The organism is Sphingobacterium sp. MYb382, from assembly GCF_037572665.1.
In the GTDB taxonomy this organism is placed as follows: Bacteria; Bacteroidota; Bacteroidia; order Sphingobacteriales; family Sphingobacteriaceae; genus Sphingobacterium.
The window spans coordinates 324,253-345,229 of record NZ_JBBGZT010000024.1; the positions used below are offsets into that span (position 1 = coordinate 324,253).

The 20,977-nt window shown below is 39.8% G+C and carries 17 protein-coding genes; 7 read left to right on the forward strand and 10 right to left on the reverse strand.

Features of this window, described 5'->3' with window-relative positions:
* Positions 1–42 precede the first annotated feature (42 nt).
* The 6 genes from WH223_RS12135 to WH223_RS12160 all read right to left on the reverse strand — a co-directional run bounded on the left by WH223_RS12135 (position 43) and on the right by WH223_RS12160 (position 6,638).
* A complete protein-coding gene (locus WH223_RS12135; RefSeq protein WP_340047954.1) occupies positions 43–1,671 on the reverse strand; it encodes a 2-oxo acid dehydrogenase subunit E2 in 1,629 nt (542 codons plus the stop codon).
* A gap of 48 nt (positions 1,672–1,719) precedes the next feature.
* Positions 1,720–2,715, reverse strand: a complete 996-nt coding sequence (pdhA, locus tag WH223_RS12140; protein ID WP_340047955.1) for a pyruvate dehydrogenase (acetyl-transferring) E1 component subunit alpha — start codon at positions 2,713–2,715, stop codon at positions 1,720–1,722.
* A 154-nt stretch (positions 2,716–2,869) separates the two neighbouring features.
* Positions 2,870–4,249: a histidine--tRNA ligase gene (gene hisS / locus WH223_RS12145; protein WP_340047956.1), complete on the reverse strand. Its 1,380-nt coding sequence runs from the start codon at positions 4,247–4,249 to the stop codon at positions 2,870–2,872.
* A 37-nt stretch (positions 4,250–4,286) separates the two neighbouring features.
* The gene (gene rnc, locus WH223_RS12150; RefSeq protein ID WP_340047957.1) at positions 4,287–5,045 is read right to left on the reverse strand and encodes a ribonuclease III; all 759 of its coding nucleotides are present in this window, start codon (positions 5,043–5,045) and stop codon (positions 4,287–4,289) included.
* Positions 5,046–5,122: 77 nt separating this feature from the next.
* A complete protein-coding gene (gene fabF / locus WH223_RS12155) occupies positions 5,123–6,376 on the reverse strand; it encodes a beta-ketoacyl-ACP synthase II (RefSeq protein WP_340047958.1) in 1,254 nt (417 codons plus the stop codon).
* 25 nt (positions 6,377–6,401) lie between these two features.
* Complete coding sequence (locus WH223_RS12160; RefSeq protein WP_085472507.1) at positions 6,402–6,638, reverse strand: acyl carrier protein; 237 nt, start codon at positions 6,636–6,638, stop codon at positions 6,402–6,404.
* 232 nt (positions 6,639–6,870) lie between these two features.
* Between WH223_RS12160 and WH223_RS12165 the strand changes: the two genes are divergently transcribed.
* From WH223_RS12165 to WH223_RS12180, 4 genes are all read left to right on the forward strand, one after another.
* Complete coding sequence (locus WH223_RS12165) at positions 6,871–7,401, forward strand: IPExxxVDY family protein (protein WP_340047959.1); 531 nt, start codon at positions 6,871–6,873, stop codon at positions 7,399–7,401.
* Positions 7,402–7,548: 147 nt separating this feature from the next.
* Positions 7,549–8,979: a pyruvate kinase gene (gene pyk, locus WH223_RS12170; protein WP_340047960.1), complete on the forward strand. Its 1,431-nt coding sequence runs from the start codon at positions 7,549–7,551 to the stop codon at positions 8,977–8,979.
* Between the two features lie 270 nt (positions 8,980–9,249).
* The gene (locus WH223_RS12175; protein WP_340047961.1) at positions 9,250–11,934 is read left to right on the forward strand and encodes an outer membrane beta-barrel protein; all 2,685 of its coding nucleotides are present in this window, start codon (positions 9,250–9,252) and stop codon (positions 11,932–11,934) included.
* On the forward strand, positions 11,927–12,877 hold the full coding sequence (locus WH223_RS12180) for a GLPGLI family protein (protein WP_340047963.1): 951 nt from the start codon (positions 11,927–11,929) through the stop codon (positions 12,875–12,877). The genes WH223_RS12175 and WH223_RS12180 overlap by 8 nt, the downstream gene beginning before the upstream one ends.
* A gap of 73 nt (positions 12,878–12,950) precedes the next feature.
* Here WH223_RS12180 and WH223_RS12185 read toward each other — a convergent pair whose 3' ends face one another.
* Positions 12,951–13,319 (reverse strand): MmcQ/YjbR family DNA-binding protein, encoded by a 369-nt coding sequence (locus WH223_RS12185; protein ID WP_340047964.1) that lies wholly within the window; start codon positions 13,317–13,319, stop codon positions 12,951–12,953.
* A 12-nt stretch (positions 13,320–13,331) separates the two neighbouring features.
* Positions 13,332–13,883, reverse strand: coding sequence for a thioredoxin family protein (locus WH223_RS12190; RefSeq protein WP_340047965.1), 552 nt, complete (start codon positions 13,881–13,883; stop codon positions 13,332–13,334).
* A 408-nt stretch (positions 13,884–14,291) separates the two neighbouring features.
* On the opposite strand from WH223_RS12190, the gene dnaK reads away from it, so the two are divergent.
* The gene (dnaK, locus tag WH223_RS12195) at positions 14,292–16,196 is read left to right on the forward strand and encodes a molecular chaperone DnaK (RefSeq protein ID WP_340047967.1); all 1,905 of its coding nucleotides are present in this window, start codon (positions 14,292–14,294) and stop codon (positions 16,194–16,196) included.
* Between the two features lie 101 nt (positions 16,197–16,297).
* On the opposite strand, the gene WH223_RS12200 is transcribed toward dnaK, so the two are convergent.
* Positions 16,298–17,209: a nucleotidyltransferase family protein gene (locus WH223_RS12200; protein ID WP_340047969.1), complete on the reverse strand. Its 912-nt coding sequence runs from the start codon at positions 17,207–17,209 to the stop codon at positions 16,298–16,300.
* Positions 17,210–17,271: 62 nt separating this feature from the next.
* Positions 17,272–18,819 carry a helicase HerA-like domain-containing protein gene (locus WH223_RS12205; RefSeq protein WP_340047970.1) on the reverse strand — a complete coding sequence of 516 codons (1,548 nt, stop codon included), beginning with the start codon at positions 18,817–18,819 and terminating at the stop codon, positions 17,272–17,274.
* Positions 18,820–18,971: 152 nt separating this feature from the next.
* Here WH223_RS12205 and WH223_RS12210 point away from each other — a divergent pair, with 152 nt between their 5' ends.
* Both WH223_RS12210 and WH223_RS12215 read left to right on the forward strand, forming a co-directional pair.
* Positions 18,972–19,331 (forward strand): hypothetical protein, encoded by a 360-nt coding sequence (locus tag WH223_RS12210; protein ID WP_340047971.1) that lies wholly within the window; start codon positions 18,972–18,974, stop codon positions 19,329–19,331.
* 110 nt (positions 19,332–19,441) lie between these two features.
* On the forward strand, positions 19,442–20,977 hold the full coding sequence (locus tag WH223_RS12215) for a SulP family inorganic anion transporter (protein ID WP_340047973.1): 1,536 nt from the start codon (positions 19,442–19,444) through the stop codon (positions 20,975–20,977).

A 20,977-nucleotide genomic window follows, 5' to 3' on the forward strand; every position in this document is an offset into this window, starting at 1 on the left:
ACTTGAAGTTATCAAGTCGACTTTTAAAATATTATTTTCAGACTACGCTAATAAACGAATTGGCGCTTCTAAGAATGATTTAACAGTTTGTAAGAAAGCTGCACCTGTTGCGCCATCAACCACACGGTGGTCACAGCCTAACGTAAGTTTCATTACATTACCAGGAACAACAGCTCCATTTTTAACTACTGGGATTTGCTGAATAGCACCTACAGAAAGGATTGCTCCATCTGGAGAGTTGATGATCGATGTAAACTCATCGATACCAAACATACCTAAGTTAGAAACGGTAAAGGTAGAACCTTCCCAATCTGCTGGTTGTAATTTCTTAGCTTTTGCACGTTGGCCAAATTCTTTAACCTCAGCAGAGATGTGAGATAAAGATTTACCATCAGCGAAACGCACTACTGGCACTAATAAGCCATCTTCAACAGCCATCGCTACACCAACATTTACATGCTCGTTGAAACGAATCTTGTCACCTCTCCAAGAAGAGTTAACAGCAGGGTGTTGTTTCAAAGCAATAGCAACGGCCTTAATAACGATATCGTTGAACGATACTTTTACTGGAGCCACTTCATTGATTTGTCCACGTGCTGCCATTGCGTTATCCATATCAACAGAAATTGTCAAATAGAAGTGTGGAGCAGTGAATAACGATTCACCTAAGCGACGAGCAATTGTTTTACGCATTTGCGATACACTTTGCTCCGTATATTTCTCTTCGCCAATATATTGAGGAATAGAAATTGCTGCTTTTGCTTCTGGCGCTGCCGCAGATGTAGAAGCTGCTGCCGCTACTGGAGCTGCAGAAGGAACAAAGTTCTCTACATCTTTCTTAACGATACGACCACCATCAGCTGATCCTTTTACATCGTTTAAGTTGATACCTTTTTCTTTCGCAATTTTACGTGCTAAAGGAGATGCTTTTACGCGTGAATCATCTGCCGTAGCTGGCGCTGCCGCTGTAGACGCTGCTACAGTTTCTGCCGCTGGTGTTGCTGCTACTTCAGCTTTTGCTGCAGGAGCAGTAGCTGATTTTTGATTCAATAAAGGCGTAACGTCTGTCCCTGCAGGACCAACGATAGCAATAATATCATTAACCTTAGCTGCTTGTCCAGCTTCAAGACCAACATACAATAAAGTACCTTCTGCATAAGCAGTAACTTCCATTGTTGCTTTATCTGTTTCTACATCAGCGATAGCATCATCAGATTTGATGGTATCACCAACTTTGAAATTCCACTGTGCAATAACACCTTCAGTCATTGTATCACTCAACAAAGGCATTGTGATTACCGTACAACCTAACTCTTCTGGAGTTACAGTTGATCCAGCAGCCGCTTCTTCAGCTGGTGCTGCTACTGCTGCTGCAGGCTCTTCCGCTTTCGCTTCAGAAGCACCACCAGCTAACAAAGCTTGGAAATCTTCACCTTCTTCGCCTAAAACTGCGATAACAGCATCGATTGCTACTGATTCGCCTTCTTTAGGACCGATATACAACAAAGTACCTTCTTGATAAGATTCGAAGTCCATTGTTGCTTTATCTGTTTCAACTTCAGCGATTAAATCACCAGAGTTTACTTTATCACCGACTTTCTTGTGCCATTTAGCAATAACACCTTCGGTCATGGTGTCGCTCATTTTCGGCATTCTTACTACTTCAGCCATTTGTTATAGTAGATTATATCTTTAAGTTAAAGTAATTCTCTCAATTAATTAGTCCATTACAAAAGGGTAGTCCTTCTGTACGTAGACATCGTCATAAATTTCTGAAGCATCAGGGTATGGAGACTCCTCAGCGAATTTAACAGACTCATCAACCACTTTTTTCACATCAGCATCTACTTCAGCAAACCATGCCTCATCAGCATATTTGTTTTCTAAGATTGCCGCTTTTGTAGATAAAAGTGGATCTTTTCCTTTGTACTCTTCTAATTCTTCTTTCGTACGGTATTTAGCAGGGTCAGACATAGAGTGACCTTTGTAACGGTACGTACGAATCTCTAAGAAAGTAGGACCTTCGCCAGCACGAGCGCGTTGAACAGCTTCGTCCATCGCATTGTGTACAGCAACAACATCCATACCATCTACAGCAGCACTAGGCATATCAAAACCAAAGCCCATTTTGTAGATATCTAACATGTTTGTTGTACGCTCTACAGAAGTACCCATTGCGTAACCATTGTTCTCACAAACGAAGATTACAGGCAATTTCCATAACATAGCCATGTTCAAAGACTCATTGAATGCTCCTTGACGGACAGCACCATCGCCCATGAAACAAACGTTCACGCTGTCTTTACCAAGATATTTCTCCGCAAATGCGATACCAGCACCTAATGGAATTTGTCCACCAACGATACCATGACCACCCATCATTTTGTGCTCTTTAGAGAAAAAGTGCATAGAACCACCTTTACCTTTAGAACAACCTGTTACCTTACCATACATCTCAGCCATACATTCGTTAGCTGACATACCTTTTGCTAAGGCATGTGCATGGTCACGATAAGAAGTAATAACGGAATCATCAGGTCTGGTGGCTGACATTGTACCAGCAACTACAGCTTCTTGACCAATGTATAAATGACAAAATCCACGGATTTTTTGCTGACCATATAACTGACCAGTTTTCTCCTCGAATTTACGCATAAGTAGCATAGATTTATACCACTCTAAATATGTTTCTTTTGTTATAGGTGTTGAACTCATTTTAACGTATTGAATTTCTTAACTAAACCGCCCACAAAGCTAATCATTTCCAATGAGATTTTGGATAAGTTTTAGGCAGGAATTAGTCTATTTATGTCACAAAATTATCTTATTAGTCCCAAAAAGTAATTAAAAACAAAGGGAAATCATCTCCTTATTTGAATCGTTCTACTAGTGTATCGACCGTCAATTGCTCCTGTTCACCGCTCTTCATATCTTTTAAAGAAAGTAAACCTGTGCGTATTTCTTCCTCTCCCACGAGTAAAACAAAGGGTACACCTTTGCCATCAGCATAGCTCATTTGCTTTTTCAGCTTCGCTCCGCTCGGATATAATTCGGCAGCAATACCTGCATCACGTAGACGACGCAAAATAGGCAACGAGAACGACTCTCCTGCAGCATCAAAATTAACAATCAACAACTGCGTTGTGCTCGTTGAAGTCGCTGGAAATAAAGACAGCTCTTCTAAAACATCATAAATACGGTCAGCCCCGAAAGAAACACCAACACCCGTCAATCCTTTTAAACCAAACATACCCGTAAGGTCATCATAACGACCACCGCCACCGATACTTCCCATAGCCACCTCATTGGTTTTCACCTCAAAGATACAGCCGGTATAATAGTTTAATCCACGCGCTAAAGTAATGTCTAACTCAACGACCTTATCCAACAAATCTGCCGTACCAAAAGCCGTTAAATAGGTGAATACTTCTTCTATCTCTGCAATTCCTTTTAATCCTGTTTCTGAATCCTTTAGAATAGCTTTCAAACTAGCGAGCTTATCGGCATTACTACCTTCCAAAAGAATGATAGGACGCAATATCTCTACATCGCTTTCTGTAAAGCCACGCTCGAGCAACTCTTTATTGACGCCATCAAGACCAATTTTATCCAACTTATCGATAGCAACAGTCATATCAACAATAAGGCTTGGTTTACCAATAACCTCCGCTATACCAGTTAGGATTTTGCGATTATTAACCTTAATCGTAAAATCACGTAAGCCTAAAGCGGCTAATGCCTCGTGATAAATCAATATAAACTCCGCTTCATTCAGTAACGATTCGGAACCTACAACATCAACGTCACACTGGTAAAACTCACGGTAGCGACCACGCTGTGGACGATCGGCACGCCAAACAGGCTGAATCTGATAACGTTTGAAAGGCAACGCCAATTCATGCTGATGCATAACAACGTAACGTGCAAAAGGCACTGTCAAATCATAACGCAATGCTTTCTCAGAAATATGAGAAACAAGTTTTAACGATGCTTTGTCTGCTAATAAATCGGCGGGAGCTTTCGCTAAATAGTCGCCAGAATTCAAAATTTTAAAAATCAATCTATCGCCTTCTTCACCATACTTACCTGTTAAGGTAGCAAGGTTCTCAAACGTAGGAGTTTGGATTTCGTTATAACCAAACTTCTTGAAAACAGTTCTAAGCGTGTTGAAAATGAAATTTCGCTTTTCCATCTCTTGTGGAGAGAAATCACGTGTACCTTTTGCCAACGAGGGCTTTATATTTGCCATACAGCAAAGTTAAGATATACAAGTGAAAAGCGAAAGGTTATAATGAACGAGAATAGTCTTCGGTCTCAAATACTTTTAAGTATTCACAAGCCTTCTCTGCAGCGAGCTTCTCGGCACTCTTTTTATTGAAATCACGACCTAGACCACAAACTTCACCTTCGACCAGCACTTCCACACTAAACATCTTCGTAGACTCCCCTGGAGGATTCTCTACTTGCACAAACTGCACATCTTTACTCAGATGCTGACACCACTCAATAAGACGGCTCTTAAAGTTGGTCTCCGTAATTTCCAGCGTGTGAATATCTACGTGAGGTTTAATGATACGTGTTAGTAAGAATTCTTTCGTGAATTTATAGCCTTTATCGACATAAACAGCACCTACAAGTGCCTCAAAAGCATCTCCTAGCAGAGAGCTTTGTTTATTAGGATAGCTAATCATGCGTGCATCATACTCGATAAACTCGTTCAAACCGAGCTTACGAGACAATTGATTAAGATTCACACGACTAACGATTTTCGAACGTAGCTCTGTCAAAAAGCCTTCATCTTTGTAAGGATACAACTTGAATAAAAGCTCCGCAATGACGGAACCCAACACAGCATCCCCTAGGAACTCCAGGCGTTCATTACTATTCTTAACCCCATCTTTGATGGGCGTCGCAACTGATTTATGCCGAAAGGCCATACGATACAGCTTCATATTCCCGGGTACGAAACCCAGAATATTCTTTAGCTTACGGATGTAATCCTTATGCGGTGAAAAATATAAGTAATAAATCTTGGAGAAAGGCATTCTCAACAGAAATAAGGAATAGGTAGCTTCTCGTCGAAACTACCTATTCATTTTAGCGTTCATCCGACCTAAATACATTAAGCCTGATATTTCTTCACAATAATCGATGCATTATGTCCACCAAAACCAAAAGTGTTACTCAATGCGGCATTCACAACACGCTTCTGCGCTACATTGAACGTGAAGTTCAAGTTGTTGTCAATTTCCGGATCATCGGTAAAATGGTTGATGGTAGGCGGAACGATATCATTCTTCACCGATAAAATCGATGCTATAGATTCAATCGCACCAGCAGCACCTAAAAGGTGACCTGTCATCGATTTCGTTGAACTAATGTTCAACTTATATGCATGTTCTCCGAAGAGATCAACAATCGCTTTTGTCTCGCTAATATCTCCTACAGGAGTCGACGTTCCGTGAACGTTGATATAATCGATATTAGAGAATTGAAAACCAGCATCGGAAATAGCTTTGCTCATCGCTAGTTTGGCACCCAACCCTTCAGGATGGGAAGCCGTAATATGATGCGCATCAGCACTCATTCCACCACCAGCAACTTCAGCATATATTTTAGCACCGCGTGCTAAAGCATGTTCTAAGCTCTCTAAGATGATAGCTCCAGAACCTTCACCAGAAACAAAACCATCACGATCCTTATCAAAAGGTCTAGATGCTGTCTTTGGGTCATCGTTACGTGTAGAAAGGGCGTGCATAGCGTTAAAGCCACCAATACCAGCCTCGTTAATTGTCGCCTCAGAACCACCAGTGATAATGATATCAGCCATACCCATACGGATATAGTTGAACGCATCAATCATGGCATTCGTTGCTGAAGCACAAGCAGAAACGGCCGAAAAGTTCGGACCTCGCAACCCATGACGCATAGAAATATGCCCCGGAGCGATGTCTACCAACATTTTCGGAATAAAAAACGGATTGAAACGTGGAGTACCGTCGCCTTTAGCGTAAGTAACAACCTCGTCTAAAAATGTTTTTAAACCACCAATACCTGACCCCCAAATAACGCCGATACGATTCGTATCTAATTTATCAAATTCTAAAGCAGCATCCTTCACTGCCTCATCAGTTGAGGCAATAGCATACTGCACAAAAGGGTCGACTTTGCGCGCCTCTTTGCGATCCATATAATCATGCGGATCAAAACCCTTTACTTCACAAGCAAACTGGGTTTTAAACTTTGATGCATCAAAATGCGTAATAGGAGCAGCACCGCTTACACCGTTAATCAATCCGTCCCAATAAGCTGAGACCGTATTTCCTAGCGGTGTAAGGGCACCTAACCCTGTTACAACTACTCTTTTAAGCTCCATTAATATGTTTGGCCTAATAAATTAGTTAGTTAACGTTTTTTTCTAAGTAAGAAATAGCTTGACCTACCGTACTGATATTCTCAGCTTGATCGTCTGGAATAGCTACGTTGAATTCTTTTTCGAACTCCATGATCAACTCAACTGTATCAAGTGAGTCTGCACCTAAATCATTCGTGAAAGAAGCCTCTGGTGTTACCTCGTTTTCATCTACACCTAACTTTTCAACGATAATTGCTTTTACTCTTGATGCGATATCTGACATGATTTTATAGTTTAATTGTTTAATAAATCTGTGCAAAGAAAAATAAATTTCCCCAAAAATCAAACCTTTTTGATTTTTAGATGCAAAATAACATTCCCATCCCTCGATAAATGAGCATGAAAAACAGGCATAACTTGCATATACCCAATATTAACAAAAAAAAATATATAAAACAAGAATAGTAACGCTTTCACAATTTTAACCTGTAACATCCACCTAAATCCTTAAAAAAATGTTAATTTCGAATTTATTATTAAAAATCGTGAGCATTACTAAGAAACATCTATTTCTGGATTTTGAACTGGAACTCGACTTCTCGTTGATTGGTATCAGCTCCCCCTTGCGGGATTATCGCCTCTGTCATTTTATGTCCAAAAACACCGGATTAATTTTTGAAAGAGGAAAAGAAAACTATATCGATCATAAAGGTTACTTGAAAGATAAAGACAAGGATGAAATGGATTATCATATCGTCTTTGAGAAAACAAAACAGAAGAAAACAACAAAATATCATTACGGTATCTACCGTTATTGTGATGAGAATTTTGAATTTGAGTACTATTTGATAAGCAATAGAAGCATGGAAGGAAATATATTACTACCAGAGCTTCCTAACTTTGACTACTTCCTCATGGTGAAACATTACATAAACCAAGAAGATTTAAGCCTAATAATGGACGACATTAAGCGTATTAATGAAGTATTATTAGTAAAAGAGCTAGACCCAACTTCATTAAAATCAAAGGAAAATCTAATTTTTTAGTTACATTGGGCGCGTAGAAGCATACAAAGTGTAAAATTTACACTATAATAAACCTAACTTAAAAAACAGATTATTACTTTTGCAACAATAATTGTAGAAATTCAACAGTTATTAAATTAGAAAATTCATTACATTAAAGTATTATAAATGAACAAGATTCAAAAAAGGACTAAAATTGTCGCTACACTCGGCCCTGCATCAGCGGACAAAGCTATATTGACCAACCTGATTGCAAAAGGGGTAGACGTGTGCCGTCTAAACTTCTCTCACGGAAGCCAAGAAGACCACTTAAAGGTTATTAACACCATTAAAGAAATCAACAATGAGCATCCTTTCCACGTGAGCATCTTAGCCGATTTACAAGGCCCTAAGATCCGCATTGGAAAAATGAAAGAAGGCGGAGCCATCTTGGTTAACGGATCAACGGTAGAAATGACAACCGAAGAATTAATCGGTGACGAAAAACGCGTTTACATTACTTACCCGAACTTCCCTAATGATGTTAATGAAAATGAAATCATCTTATTAGATGACGGAAAATTACAATTACGCGTAATAAGCACAAACAGAAAAGATAGCGTTGTTTGTGAAGTTGTGCATGGTGGCGTGTTGACATCCCGTAAAGGTGTTAACTTACCGAACACTAAAGTTTCTATCCCTTCTTTAACTGAAGAAGATTTAGACAACTTAAACTTCGCTTTAGATCATGGTGCTGACTGGATTGCGATGTCTTTCGTACGTTCAGCTGAAGATATTTTACAATGTAAAGAAATTATCAAAGCTAAAGGTAGCCATGCTTTAATCATCGCTAAAATTGAAAAACCTGAAGCTATTGACAACATTGACGCTATCATCGAAGCTACAGATGCTGTAATGGTTGCTCGTGGTGACTTGGGTGTTGAGATGCCAATGGAAGAGGTACCAGGTTTACAAAAAATGATCGTACAGAAATGTCGTGATTTATCGAAACCAGTTATCATTGCTACACAAATGCTTGAAAGCATGATCACTACACCTCGCCCTACTCGTGCTGAGGTAAATGACGTAGCTAACTCTGTATTGGATGGTGCTGATGCTGTAATGCTTAGCGGTGAGACATCTGTAGGTGACTTCCCTGAGATCGTTATCGAGACAATGGCGAAAATCATCACGCATGTTGAAGCTACTTCGTACCCATACTACATCAACAAGTCTGGTCAACGTATTGCTAAGACTAAAATCGCTGACGCTATCTGTAGTTCATCTATCTTCTTAGCTGAAAACACAGAAGCTTCTGCAATTGCCGTTATGACTTCATCTGGCTACACAGCTTTCGAAATCTCTAGTTTCCGTCCTAATGCTGACGTATATGTTTTCACAGGCAACAAAAACTTATTAAACCAATTGAGTTTAGTATGGGGTGTTCGTGTTTTCTTCTACGAGAAATTTGAAAGTACTGATGGAACAATCCAAGATGTAAACAAATTGTTGAAAGAGAAAAACTTAGTAGCTCCAGGACAGATTGTAATTAATACATCTTCTACTCCATTACACGAAAAAGGTAGAACAAACACTATCCGTGTATCTGAAGTAAAATAATACAAGGTCATCGCACCTAAAAAACGTTAGGCTTGCTTAACGTTTCTAAAATCGTCAATGCCTCCACAACACATAGAGGTATTGACGATTTTTCTTTTTAGCAAAAAGTAAATCGAGATGAATAGAAAAAACATCCCTTAATCTGAAAATAGATGTAGCATCTTTAACTGAAAAACCGTTTTTCTCGTATCTGTATCAAACTTATTACACGTTCTTATTTAACATTTATTTACCCTTTTTCTCCCTTTCTTTGTCCAACTAACTTCAAATATGATAAGAACCCTACTCCTCGTATTATTCATTACGTGCAATTACGTTTACGCGCAACAATCTGTCACGGGCGTTGTCGTAGATGCCTCCGATAAAAAGGCGCTAGTGAATGCCGCCATTGTCATTTTGGATACCGACTCTATCATGCAAGGATTTGCGCGAGCAGGAAAAGATGGAAAGTTTGAACTCAAGCAGGTCAAAGCAGGGAAACATTTGTTGATTGTAAGCTATCCTAAATTTGAAGTATTCAGCAAGCAGATTCAAGTTGGCCAAGGCGGCTTAAAATTAGATAGCATAAAAATTAGCTCGCAAGCGAATATTCTTGAGGAGGTAATCGTCACACAAAAAATTCCAATTAAAATAAAAGGAGATACAATCGAGTACAACGCTTCGAGTTTCGAGACAGAAAAGAACGCAAAACTTGAAGACCTTCTGCGTAGATTACCGGGAGTCACCGTATCCAACACGGGAGAAATTACGGCACAGGGGAAAACCGTTTCAAAAGTGCTGATAGATGGTGAAGAGTTCTTCGGCTATGACCCTAAAATCGCAATTCGAAATGTACGCGCCGACGCGGTAGATAAAGTTCAGGTATATGAACGTAAATCCGACCAAGCCGAATTAACGGGTGTTGATGATGGTGTACGCCTACAGACCGTCAATGTGGTTCTTAAAAATGAAGCGCGTGTTGGTGTCTTTGGAAATGCCAATGTAAACTTCGGAACGAACAAGCTCTTTGATGCCAACCTGTTTACAGCAAAATTCGACCATTCCGAGCGTATCGGTGTGACTGGGAGCTGGAATAATATGGGTAACTCCAGTGATGCCAGCATGATTCGGATGAACAACCAGATTATTGGGAAGCCTACACACAACAGCGCTGGAGTGAACTATGAGAATAACTTCTTACAGAAAAAACTGAACCTTACCTCTTCATATGGGTACAGCAATAATGGCAATGCTAACGAAAGCGATAGCTATAACAAGCAAGTACTCGATGAGAATGAAACACAGGAAACGAACCGCCAATCGCAATCATCATCAGATAAAATCAACCATTCGCTACGTGCCCAAGTACGCATGCGTGTAGATTCGGCAAGTAATTTACAGGTACAAATTAACGGCACAAAAGGTAGTGGAGACTCACGCAATAGCTCAAGTAGTGAAACATTGCGTAGTGTTGGTGACAACGTAAATACTAAAGCCAACGATTTCACAAGTGACAATAGTGCCAAAACAAAAGATGAAAACTTAGACTTTCGCATTAACTACAGACGTCGACTAAACAAGAGTGGCCGTAGCATGAATTTGCAGTTGAGCAACCAGTTTACCAACTCGGAATCAACAAATTTAGTACGAGAAATCACAAACAAATACGATAGTTTGGGTGTAAATCCAAGAACAACAGACATCAACCAAACACGATTCAACGAGGGGAAAAACAATAAATTCGGCGCCTCACTAAATATTAGTGAGCCTATTACTAAAGACATTAACCTAACGTTAGGCTATTCCTTCGATGCATCCAACCGCACAGGCTTAGTCAATGCGTTCAACAATACAGGAAATACACAACAGCTAGATTCTTTATATTCCAAGAACGAGCAGGATAAATTCAATAACAACGGATTAGATTTCAACATCAGCTTCCGTACGGATAAATTCATGGTGAACCTATCCAACAAAACGACGTACCTACAACAGAACTTGTCGGATAGCTATCGCAATATTGCACTAGATAGATCATTCTGGCAAAATAACTTCGTAACGCGTTTCTCTTATAAAATCAGTAACACAAAGAGCCTAAGTTTGGACTATCAGAACGGCAGTAATGTACCTTCATTCTCCCAACTACAGCCGATACAACCACCTACAAACGAGCTATTCGTGCAGTTGGGAAACCCTGATTTAAAACGTGAGACCTTAAACTCTTTCAATATTAACTACAATAAATTCAGCCTATTGAAAGCGTCGTCGTTAATGGTGAACGCTACAATTGCATTCACTGACAACGCCATCGTTAATAAATCAGAGATTGATCAAACAGGTAAAACAACAGCTACTTTTGTCAATATTAATGATAAAACAAATTGGAATGTGCGTTTGAACGCTTCTTACGGGAAACCAATAATTGCAGGACTTATTCAGTTTGGCCCTACCGCCAACTTGACCTATGCCAACAACTACCTGTACATAAATGGTAAATTAAACCAAAACAATACCACCAACGCTTTGGTAGGCTTTAACGCAAGTAAGCAGACGTCTAAAATTGTGGACTTTTTCTTAAACTTCAATATTGGTTTAACAAATGAGAAAAACTCGGTACAGAGTCAATTTAACAACACAAGCTTACGTTCGACAACGGGTGCTGAATTAAAGTACTTCTTACCGTTTAAATTTAGCTTAACACAAGCATTGAACTATAGCTATACCGGGAAAACAAAAATATTCCCAGAGCCAATCCAACAGTTCTACATGAATCTTGAATTGACACGCAAACTGTTGCCTAGCGAATCGTTATTACTTAGCGTCAAAGCGTTTGACGTTTTCAATAGCTACAACAATACACAGCGTTCTTTCAGCAATAGCAACTACTCAGAAACACGTCAGCAGCTACTATCACAGTATTTTATGCTTGGACTAAAATGGGATTTCAACAAATACTTAGGCAAAAAAAATGATTAAACACACCATACTCATCGGTCTACTATTGCTATGCATCAGTAGAAATAGTCAAGCACAAAATGCTTACTTCCCGACTAAGGGGGTTATCAAATTTGAAAAAGAAGTATATACAAAAGCTCGCATGCGAGAGATGATGAGTAAGTTCTCTGGCTCTAGTCAAAACCAAGGCATGATGATGAGCTTTCGTGGCAATATAGATGACATGCCCGAAAAGAATGTCAGCAACTTCACGCTACAGTTTGACGAGAATGAAACCCTAATGCTGGCCGTAGCTACAGATAACGATACACGAAGCCCACGTGGCGACCGCCGTATGAATGCGAGCACTAGCGTCCGCGCAACTGGTGGTGGCGGAGGTGGAGGAAGAGGTATGGGCGGCGGCGGCGGAGCAATGCAAATGGGTACGCTCGTTACATCATCTGGTGCTCCCGTTGGGGGCGGCGGATTCCGAGGCGGAAGATCACAAAGCGAAAAAGTTTTCTATCAAAATTTGAAAACGCAAGAAGCAGAGATCTCTTTTGAGCTTGATGAAAAGTACCTATTAAAAGATTCCTTGCAAAAAGTAACCTGGAGATTCACCGATGAATACCGCACCATTGCGGGCTATGAATGTAGACGCGTAAACGGAGCAACAGCAGATTCTTTATACTTAGTAGCTTTCTATACCGACCTAATTCCGGTATCGGGTGGCCCAGCCTTAGTTAACGGTTTACCAGGCATGGTATTGGGCTTAGTTATACCTGAAATGCATATCAACTACTGGGCAACGAGTGTTGATTTTACCTTAGAAAATATGCCAAAAGACTGGCGTGACAAGAAAGTGAAAAATATGAGTATGGAGGATTTCTTCAAAACACTGAGTGGAAATAGAATGTTTGGTGGCGGTGCAGCAGCCGGTTCAAAACAATTGAAACGAAACCTCTTAGAAAATTTAATCTATTAAATAATCGCTATAAAAAAGCCGGTACTTAATATTAAGTACCGGCTTTTTTCACAACGATAGTGTTGTCAAAATTTTAATAGCTGCTTTCAGATAAACCTTCTCGAACTACGCGAGACAAGGATTTATAAACCAAATCGTAACTGTCATTGATAAAATCTTGTAAACGTACATCGCTCAATTGTCGATTACCACATACAGTATTCCAATGTTTTTTATTCATGTGATAACCTGGAAATACAGTATCAGGGTAGTTACTCCGCAAATCCACAGCATACTCAGGATCACACTTAACATTGAATCGAAGATCATCTATTTGATCTAGCCCCACTAGCAAGAATATCTTGCCTCCTACTTTAAAGACCAATGTTTCTGGCCCAAAGGGCATCTCTTCCGTTGCAAAAGGTTTAGACAGGCAATAGTCGCGTAAAGCTTCAATGTCCATGCTTATGTATGCTTAAGACAATGCTGCTACAAGCTCCTCTTGCAAAGCATCGCCTTTATCGTCATTATACCATTTTTGCATAGCTTCTTTAATTTCTTCAAAGGCCTTTCCTTCGGCTTTCAGCTGTAAGAATAGCTCTTGTAGCTTCGCCGGACGAGGTCCCCAGATTAATTTGTCATGCCCAACATCATTACGAATGACAAGCTTAGGGATAGATTTCGATCCATCGGTAAGGTAGTCATCAATTAAAAAAGGAGCGCTATCGCGCAATTCGATATCAAAATCGATATTCGGATTGTTACGTACAATTTGATAAAGCTGTGCTGCCGAATGTGCTGCATCGCCACACCATGGTTCTGTAATAAGAATCCAATGTTGTGGTTCTGTAATCGAGGATACTAAATTTTTTATGGTATCATTTGGCTCAAATCGCTTCAGCCAACGATTCATACGTGCCCAATTTAATTTGGTGTAACTCAAATACTCTTCATCCTGGTAAGGGTCAAAGTCTTGAGGCGAGGCTAAAATTTGTTCAAAGTAATCCAAATACTCCTGAAAGGTCATGTTATATTAAGTTTGCAACACGAATTTACTAATTTATTCTTGGTAAAAAAATATACGATAGCGAAGTTTATGAATAATAGTTGGTAAAGCCCATGCGCCAATTCCGTGTCTATATGTTACTTTATTGTCAAAAGAAAAGAAGCCAATCGATGATAAATCAAACTAATACTTCTTAAAAACGTTATTTATGATGTTCAGATGACCTGACGAAAACTGACGCAAGCTGACGAAAAGGGATAATACAGGCTAAAAAATCATGACGTTTAAATAGCAAAAATGACACATTGACAGCACAAATTAATTAAAATGCGTCAGTCGTTCTTTTTTTCGTCTAAAAAAAGGCTTGGCACAACCCTTGATAAGAGAAGAGAAAGAGATTTTAAATTCGTAAATAACAAAATACAAGATATGTCAAAAATTATAGGAATCGACTTAGGTACTACCAACTCATGTGTTGCCGTAATGGAAGGTAATGAGCCAGTAGTAATTGCTAACAATGAAGGAAAACGTACTACTCCTTCCATCGTTGCTTTCGTTGATGGTGGAGAGCGTAAAGTAGGTGATCCTGCAAAGCGTCAAGCAATCACAAACCCAACTAAAACTGTTTATTCAATTAAGCGTTTCATGGGTTTATCATACGATGAGTCTGCAAAAGAAATTGGTCAGGTACCTTACAATGTTGTAAAAGGAGATAACAACACGCCACGTGTTGAAATCGATGATCGTAAATATACACCACAAGAGATTTCAGCAATGATTCTTCAAAAAATGAAGAAAACTGCAGAAGATTTCTTAGGTCAAGAAGTTACAGAAGCCGTTATTACTGTTCCTGCATACTTTAACGATGCGCAGCGTCAAGCTACGAAAGAAGCTGGTGAAATCGCTGGTTTAACAGTTAAACGTATCATCAACGAGCCTACAGCTGCTGCTTTAGCTTACGGTTTAGATAAAGCACACAAAGACATGAAAATTGTTGTGTTTGACTGTGGTGGTGGTACACATGACGTTTCTGTTTTGGAATTAGGTGATGGTGTTTTTGAAGTTAAATCTACTGACGGTGATACTCACTTAGGTGGTGATGACTTTGACAACGTAATTATCAGCTGGTTAGCAGAAGAATTTGCGAATGAGAATGGTGGTTTCGAATTGAGAAAAGACCCAATGGCATTACAACGTTTGAAAGAAGCTGCTGAAAAAGCTAAAGTTGAACTTTCAAGCACAACTTCTACAGAAATTAACTTGCCATACATTACAGCTGACGCTACAGGTCCAAAACACTTAGTTCGTACATTATCACGTGCTAAATTTGAGTCTTTAGCTGCTGACTTAATTAAACGTACTATCGACCCTTGTCGTTCGGCTTTGAAAAACGCTGGTTTCACAACGGCGGATATCGACGAGATCATTTTAGTAGGTGGTTCTACACGTATCCCTGCAATCGTTGACGCTGTAAAAAGCTTCTTCGGAAAAGAGCCTTCTAAAGGTGTTAACCCTGATGAGGTTGTAGCATTAGGTGCTGCTATCCAAGGTGGTGTATTGACAGGTGAGGTTAAAGATGTATTGTTATTAGACGTTACTCCTTTGTCTTTAGGTATTGAGACAATGGGCGGCGTAATGACTAAATTGATTGAAGCTAACACGACAATCCCTACAAAAAAATCAGAGACTTTCTCTACAGCTTCAGATAGCCAACCATCCGTAGAAATTCACATTTTACAAGGTGAGCGTCCAATGGCTACACAAAACCGTACAATTGGTCGTTTCCACTTAGATGGAATCCCTACTGCACCTCGTGGTGTACCGCAAATCGAAGTAACATTTGACATCGATGCTAACGGTATCATCAAGGTATCTGCTAAAGATAAAGCTACTGGTAAAGAGCAAAATATTCGTATCGAGGCTTCTTCTGGTTTATCTGATGAAGAAATCCAAAAAATGAAACAAGAAGCTGAAGCAAATGCTGAAGCGGATCAAAAAATTAAAGAAGAAGCAGAAAAAATCAATGCTGCTGATGCTTTAATCTTCTCTACTGAGAAACAATTAAAAGAATACGGTGATAAAATTTCAGCAGACAAAAAAGCACCTATCGAAGCTGGTCTTGATAAGTTAAAAGCTGCTTTCGAAGCTAGAAGCTTTGCTGACATTGATCTTGCTTCTGCAGAATTACAAAACGCTTGGAATGCTGCATCTGAAGAGATGTATGCTGCTTCACAACAAGGTTCTGACCAACAACAAGCTCCTAACGGAGATGCAGGTCAGCCTAAACAAGGTGGTGATGACGTACAAGATGTAGAATTTGAAGAAGTAAAATAATCTTACATCCATAGAAAAGGGCTCGAAAATTTCGAGCCCTTTTTTTATGCAAAAAAAAGGCTGACATTACTGTCAGCCTTTTTCGTATACGTTGATTTATATTAAAATAACTTCTGTGGATAAGCACCTTCATCGACAAGCTTTGAAATAGATGCCTGCACAATTGGTTTATCCTCTTTATAGGTGACACCAAACCATTTTGAAGAGGTCGGGATAACTTTAAAATCTGCCAATTTATTTTTAACCATATAATCTGGAACAGAAGGAATAAAAAACTCCGACTTCGGATTATCAGCATTCTTAGGTACAAAATCAGTAAACATCTGCTCCGCGATATCAAAAATACGTGGTGTAAATCCCCAAAAATTTAAAGATACCGGTGTTTCTGGTGCCAGGTCAAATTGCTGACCGTCTTCTTCGAAAACAATTTTACGTCCGCCGTCCGCGTCAACATAATAAATATTAGTACGCTCCGTCACCGACTCCATATGTCCTTCAGAATCTACTTCACATACCCCTCTTGACACATAACCATAATCTGACAATGTATTTCCTACTTCGTATCCCATCAACGCCATTTTATCGTCGCTAACTTCTGTTGTAAGGAACGCCGCCATTTTCGCATAAGCATCGCTACCATAGAAATCATCGGCATTGATCACACAGAATGGACCATCGATTTTATCCTTAGCACTCATAACCGCATGCGCAGTACCCCAAGGTTTTACACGCTCAACAACTTGATTAATACCAAATTTTGTTAAATCAAAGCTCTGAAAAGCATAGTCAACTTCAATCTTACCAGCAAGTTTAGCATCGAAAACATTACGCATCGTGTCTAAAAACTCTTCACGGATAATAAATACTACCTTTCCGAAGCCTGCACGAATAGCATCATAAATAGAATAATCAATGATCGTTTCTCCATGTGGACCAAAAGCATCAATTTGTTTTAACGACCCATAACGGCTGGCCATCCCAGCAGCAAGTATTAACAATGTTGGTTTACTCATTATTCACTTAATCTTAGTAATTAATAATCCTATAAAAGGTGTGCAAAGATAACATTATTAATCTATTTCTTTTTAAAGAGAAAATTCACAGCATAAGTTAACAAACGACTTAATAACTTTCCTCCCTCACGGCCTAAAGTTCGAGACATCTCATTCGTAACCGACTCAGTAATCGTCTGTTTTGGTCGCCCTACCGGACGCGATGCCTTTTCCGTAGCCTTCTTCGCTTCTTCCTGCGCTTGAGCATTCGTGTAGGTTTTCATTTTCTCATCGATTATCTCCGCTGCCGTACGTCTTTCTACCCGTTCTTGGTACTTCCCAGCAAAAGAAGATTCGCCTATCAAGCGCTGAACAGTAGCCGCAGAAGCGGGCCCCATTACCGCACGGGCAGCAACCAAATGGGTAGCCACCACTTCCGTAGGAATCCCTTTGTCATTTAAAACGGTTACGATTGCTTGCCCAGTACCTAAAGAAGTTAGCGTCTTATCTAAAGCATAAAAATCAGAATGCGGATAGGTCTTAATTGTCTTTCTTAGATTATCAGCATCATTTGGTGTGAATGCGCGCAAAGCATGTTGAACACGATTTCCTAATTGTGCCAATACGGATTCTGGAATATCCGTCGCCGCTTGTGTACAAAAGAAAACACCCACACCTTTGGAACGTATCAAACGTATAATCTGCTCTATTTGTCCTAGGAAGGCTTTTGAGGCACCGTTGAATAATAAATGAGCTTCATCAAAAAAGAAAACCAATTTAGGTTTATCTAAATCGCCGACCTCGGGCAAGTTTTTATATAATTGAGCCAATAAGCTTAAGAGGAAAGTAGAAAAAAGTAAGGGTTGGTCTTGAACATCAGCGATATTCAATAAACTGATGATACCTCTTCCATCCTCCTTACGGATAAGATCATCCACCTCAAAAGCCTTCTCTCCAAAGATATGTGCTAGCCCCTGTTGCTCCACAGCCACAATCTTCCGGAGAATCGTTCCAGATGTAGCCGTACTAATCTTGCCATAATCATCTTTAATTTCATCCGCTCCAGGACCATCAGCCAAATAACTAAGTACCTTCTTAAGGTCTGTCAAATCTACCAAAGGCAGCTGCTGATCGGATGAATATTTAAAAATAGCAGCCAATACCCCAGCCTGCGTGTCATTAAGGTCCAAAATACGCGCTAAGAACACAGGACCAAAATCACCAACAGTGATGCGCATAGATGCCCCTTGGTGGCCAGTTAATGAAAACAACTCCACAGGAAAACTCGATGGAACAAAAGGAACACCTACTGCATTTCCACGTTCGACAAGAGCCGGATTCGTTGTCCCTTCTTCTGCCAACCCAGACAAATCACCCTTCACATCGAGCATAAAAACCGGAATGCCCGAATCGGAGAGTTGTTCTGCCATCAATTGTAGGGTCCTTGTTTTGCCGGTACCTGTTGCACCAGCAATCAAGCCATGTCGATTCATCATCTTCAACGCTAAATTAACGGGCGCCGCGGCGATAATATCCCCATTCCAGATTCCAGCACCAAGTAAAATAGAATCTCCCTTAGGAGCATACGAGGCGGTAATACGCTCAATGAAAGTCGCTTGATTAATTTCCATACGCTAATATAACTAGGAATAGTTTAAAAAAACATGCTTTATCGTTAAAAATTTATCATCGTTTTTGGAATCCTTTACAAAAAAATAACAATTATAATACAGAATAACTACTGTTCTTTTTATGCTTTTTCGTATTTTTGCATTAGTTCACTATGATGATCACAAGTAAATACATATCGGCAAAACAGCGCGTAGCAGCTAAAATCTGCTTCGCAGTATTCGTAATCAAGATGTTGATTTCGGCTACGCCTATTTTTGTGGATGTATTAGATCAAGGAACGATATTACAAGTAGTACTTCAACTTGAAATTGAAAATACCGCCAAAGGGAATAATCTTTCTGAAGATTTACACGAGGTAGGTTCGAAATTTTTCAGCAGTACTATTGTTTCAGATTATGAAGCTTTCATTCCGCTCGTTGAAAGCAGCGCGCGCGAAAGACACTACCTAAAAAATGAAAAGCTATTTCAAGTTTTTCATCCTTCAGTACCCACTCCGCCTCCTAACTGTTAATTTTCATTTTGCCCGCCTCAGGGGTTTGCTCAAAGCATAGTTAGTATGTTTTGATAGGGACTCGTGTGGATTTTATCAAATGAAATTGAACAAAAATTAGTATTACTTTTATGTTAGGAACTCGTACGTCTGCTTTTCTGAAATTATCGAAAAGAGACTTAAAATATGACTTCCCTGCTAGTGTTGTGGTGTTTTTAGTAGCATTACCACTATGCTTGGGCATCGCAATGGCATCCGGTGCGCCATTGTTTTCAGGAATTGTTACCGGTGTAATTGGGGGGCTTGTCGTAGCGGCCATTAGTAAATCACCCTTAAGTGTAAGTGGACCTGCTGCGGGACTTACCGTAATTGTTTTCACAGCTATAGAAAAACTAGGAGCTTATGAAACCTTCTTGCTAGCGGTTGTTATCGCTGGTATTATGCAACTTATATTAGGCATTATAAAAGCAGGTATGATTGGAAATTATTTCCCTTCATCCGTGATCTTAGGTATGCTTGCCGCTATTGGGATTACCATTATCTTAAAACAAATCCCTTTGGCTCTCGGCATGCTAGAAAACCATGCTTTTGAGGTTGAAGCTGGCGGCGGCATTGCTGCTTTTGGTGATACCATCGCCGCAACTGTCAATTGGGGAGCAACGCTCATCTGTTTATTGTCAATTGCCGTGTTAATCTATTGGCCGAAGTTGAAAGGTTTGAATAAAGTGCCAGCTCCGCTTGTTGTTGTGCTACTGGGTGTTGGGTTAGCGTTTGCCTTCCAAGGTACAACAATGGCGCTGTCAGCTAATCACTTTGTACTCATCCCTATTGTTAATTCATTTCAAGAGTTCACCGGTCTCTTTGCATTCCCTGATTTTGGACAAATACTTAATAAAGAGGTATGGATCGTTGCGGCAACGTTAGCCATCATCGCTAGTTTAGAAACACTCCTTAGTATTGAGGCAGTAGATAAACTAGATCCTTTTAAGCGTGTTACACCAACCAACAGAGAGCTTATCGCTCAAGGTGTCGGTAACGTGAGTAGCGGTTTATTGGGTGGTCTTCCTTTAACGTCTGTTATTGTCCGCTCGTCGGCCAACGTACAGGCTGGTGGACGTACCAGACAGTCGGCCATGTTACACGGGGTGTGGTTATTGGTTGCTTTAATGGCTATTCCAATGTTGATCAACTTGATTCCATTATCATGTTTAGCTGCAATTTTATTGCACACAGGTTATAAATTGGCTAACCCTGCGCTTTTCAAATCTATGTTACGCAAAGGATTAGATCAGTTTATTCCATTTGCAATTACAGTTGTTGCAATCGTATTTACCGATTTATTAGTCGGTGTAGGTATTGGAATCTTAGTTGCCGTATGTTATATCATCCGTGCCAATATGAACAATGCTTTCAAAATGGAAATCACCGGTAAAGAAGGTGACCAAACAGCGGTTATGATTTTAGCAGAAGAGGTATCTTTCTTAAATAAAGTGCCTATTCAGCAGAAGCTACACAGCTTACCGAAAAACATCTCTTCGATTCGTATCGACGGCAAAGCGAGTAAATTTATTGACAAGGATGTCATTGAAGTGCTCCGTGATTTTGAATTAAATGCCGTCAGCAAAGGGTTAAATATTGAACTCGAATCGATTAGTTACAAAAAATAA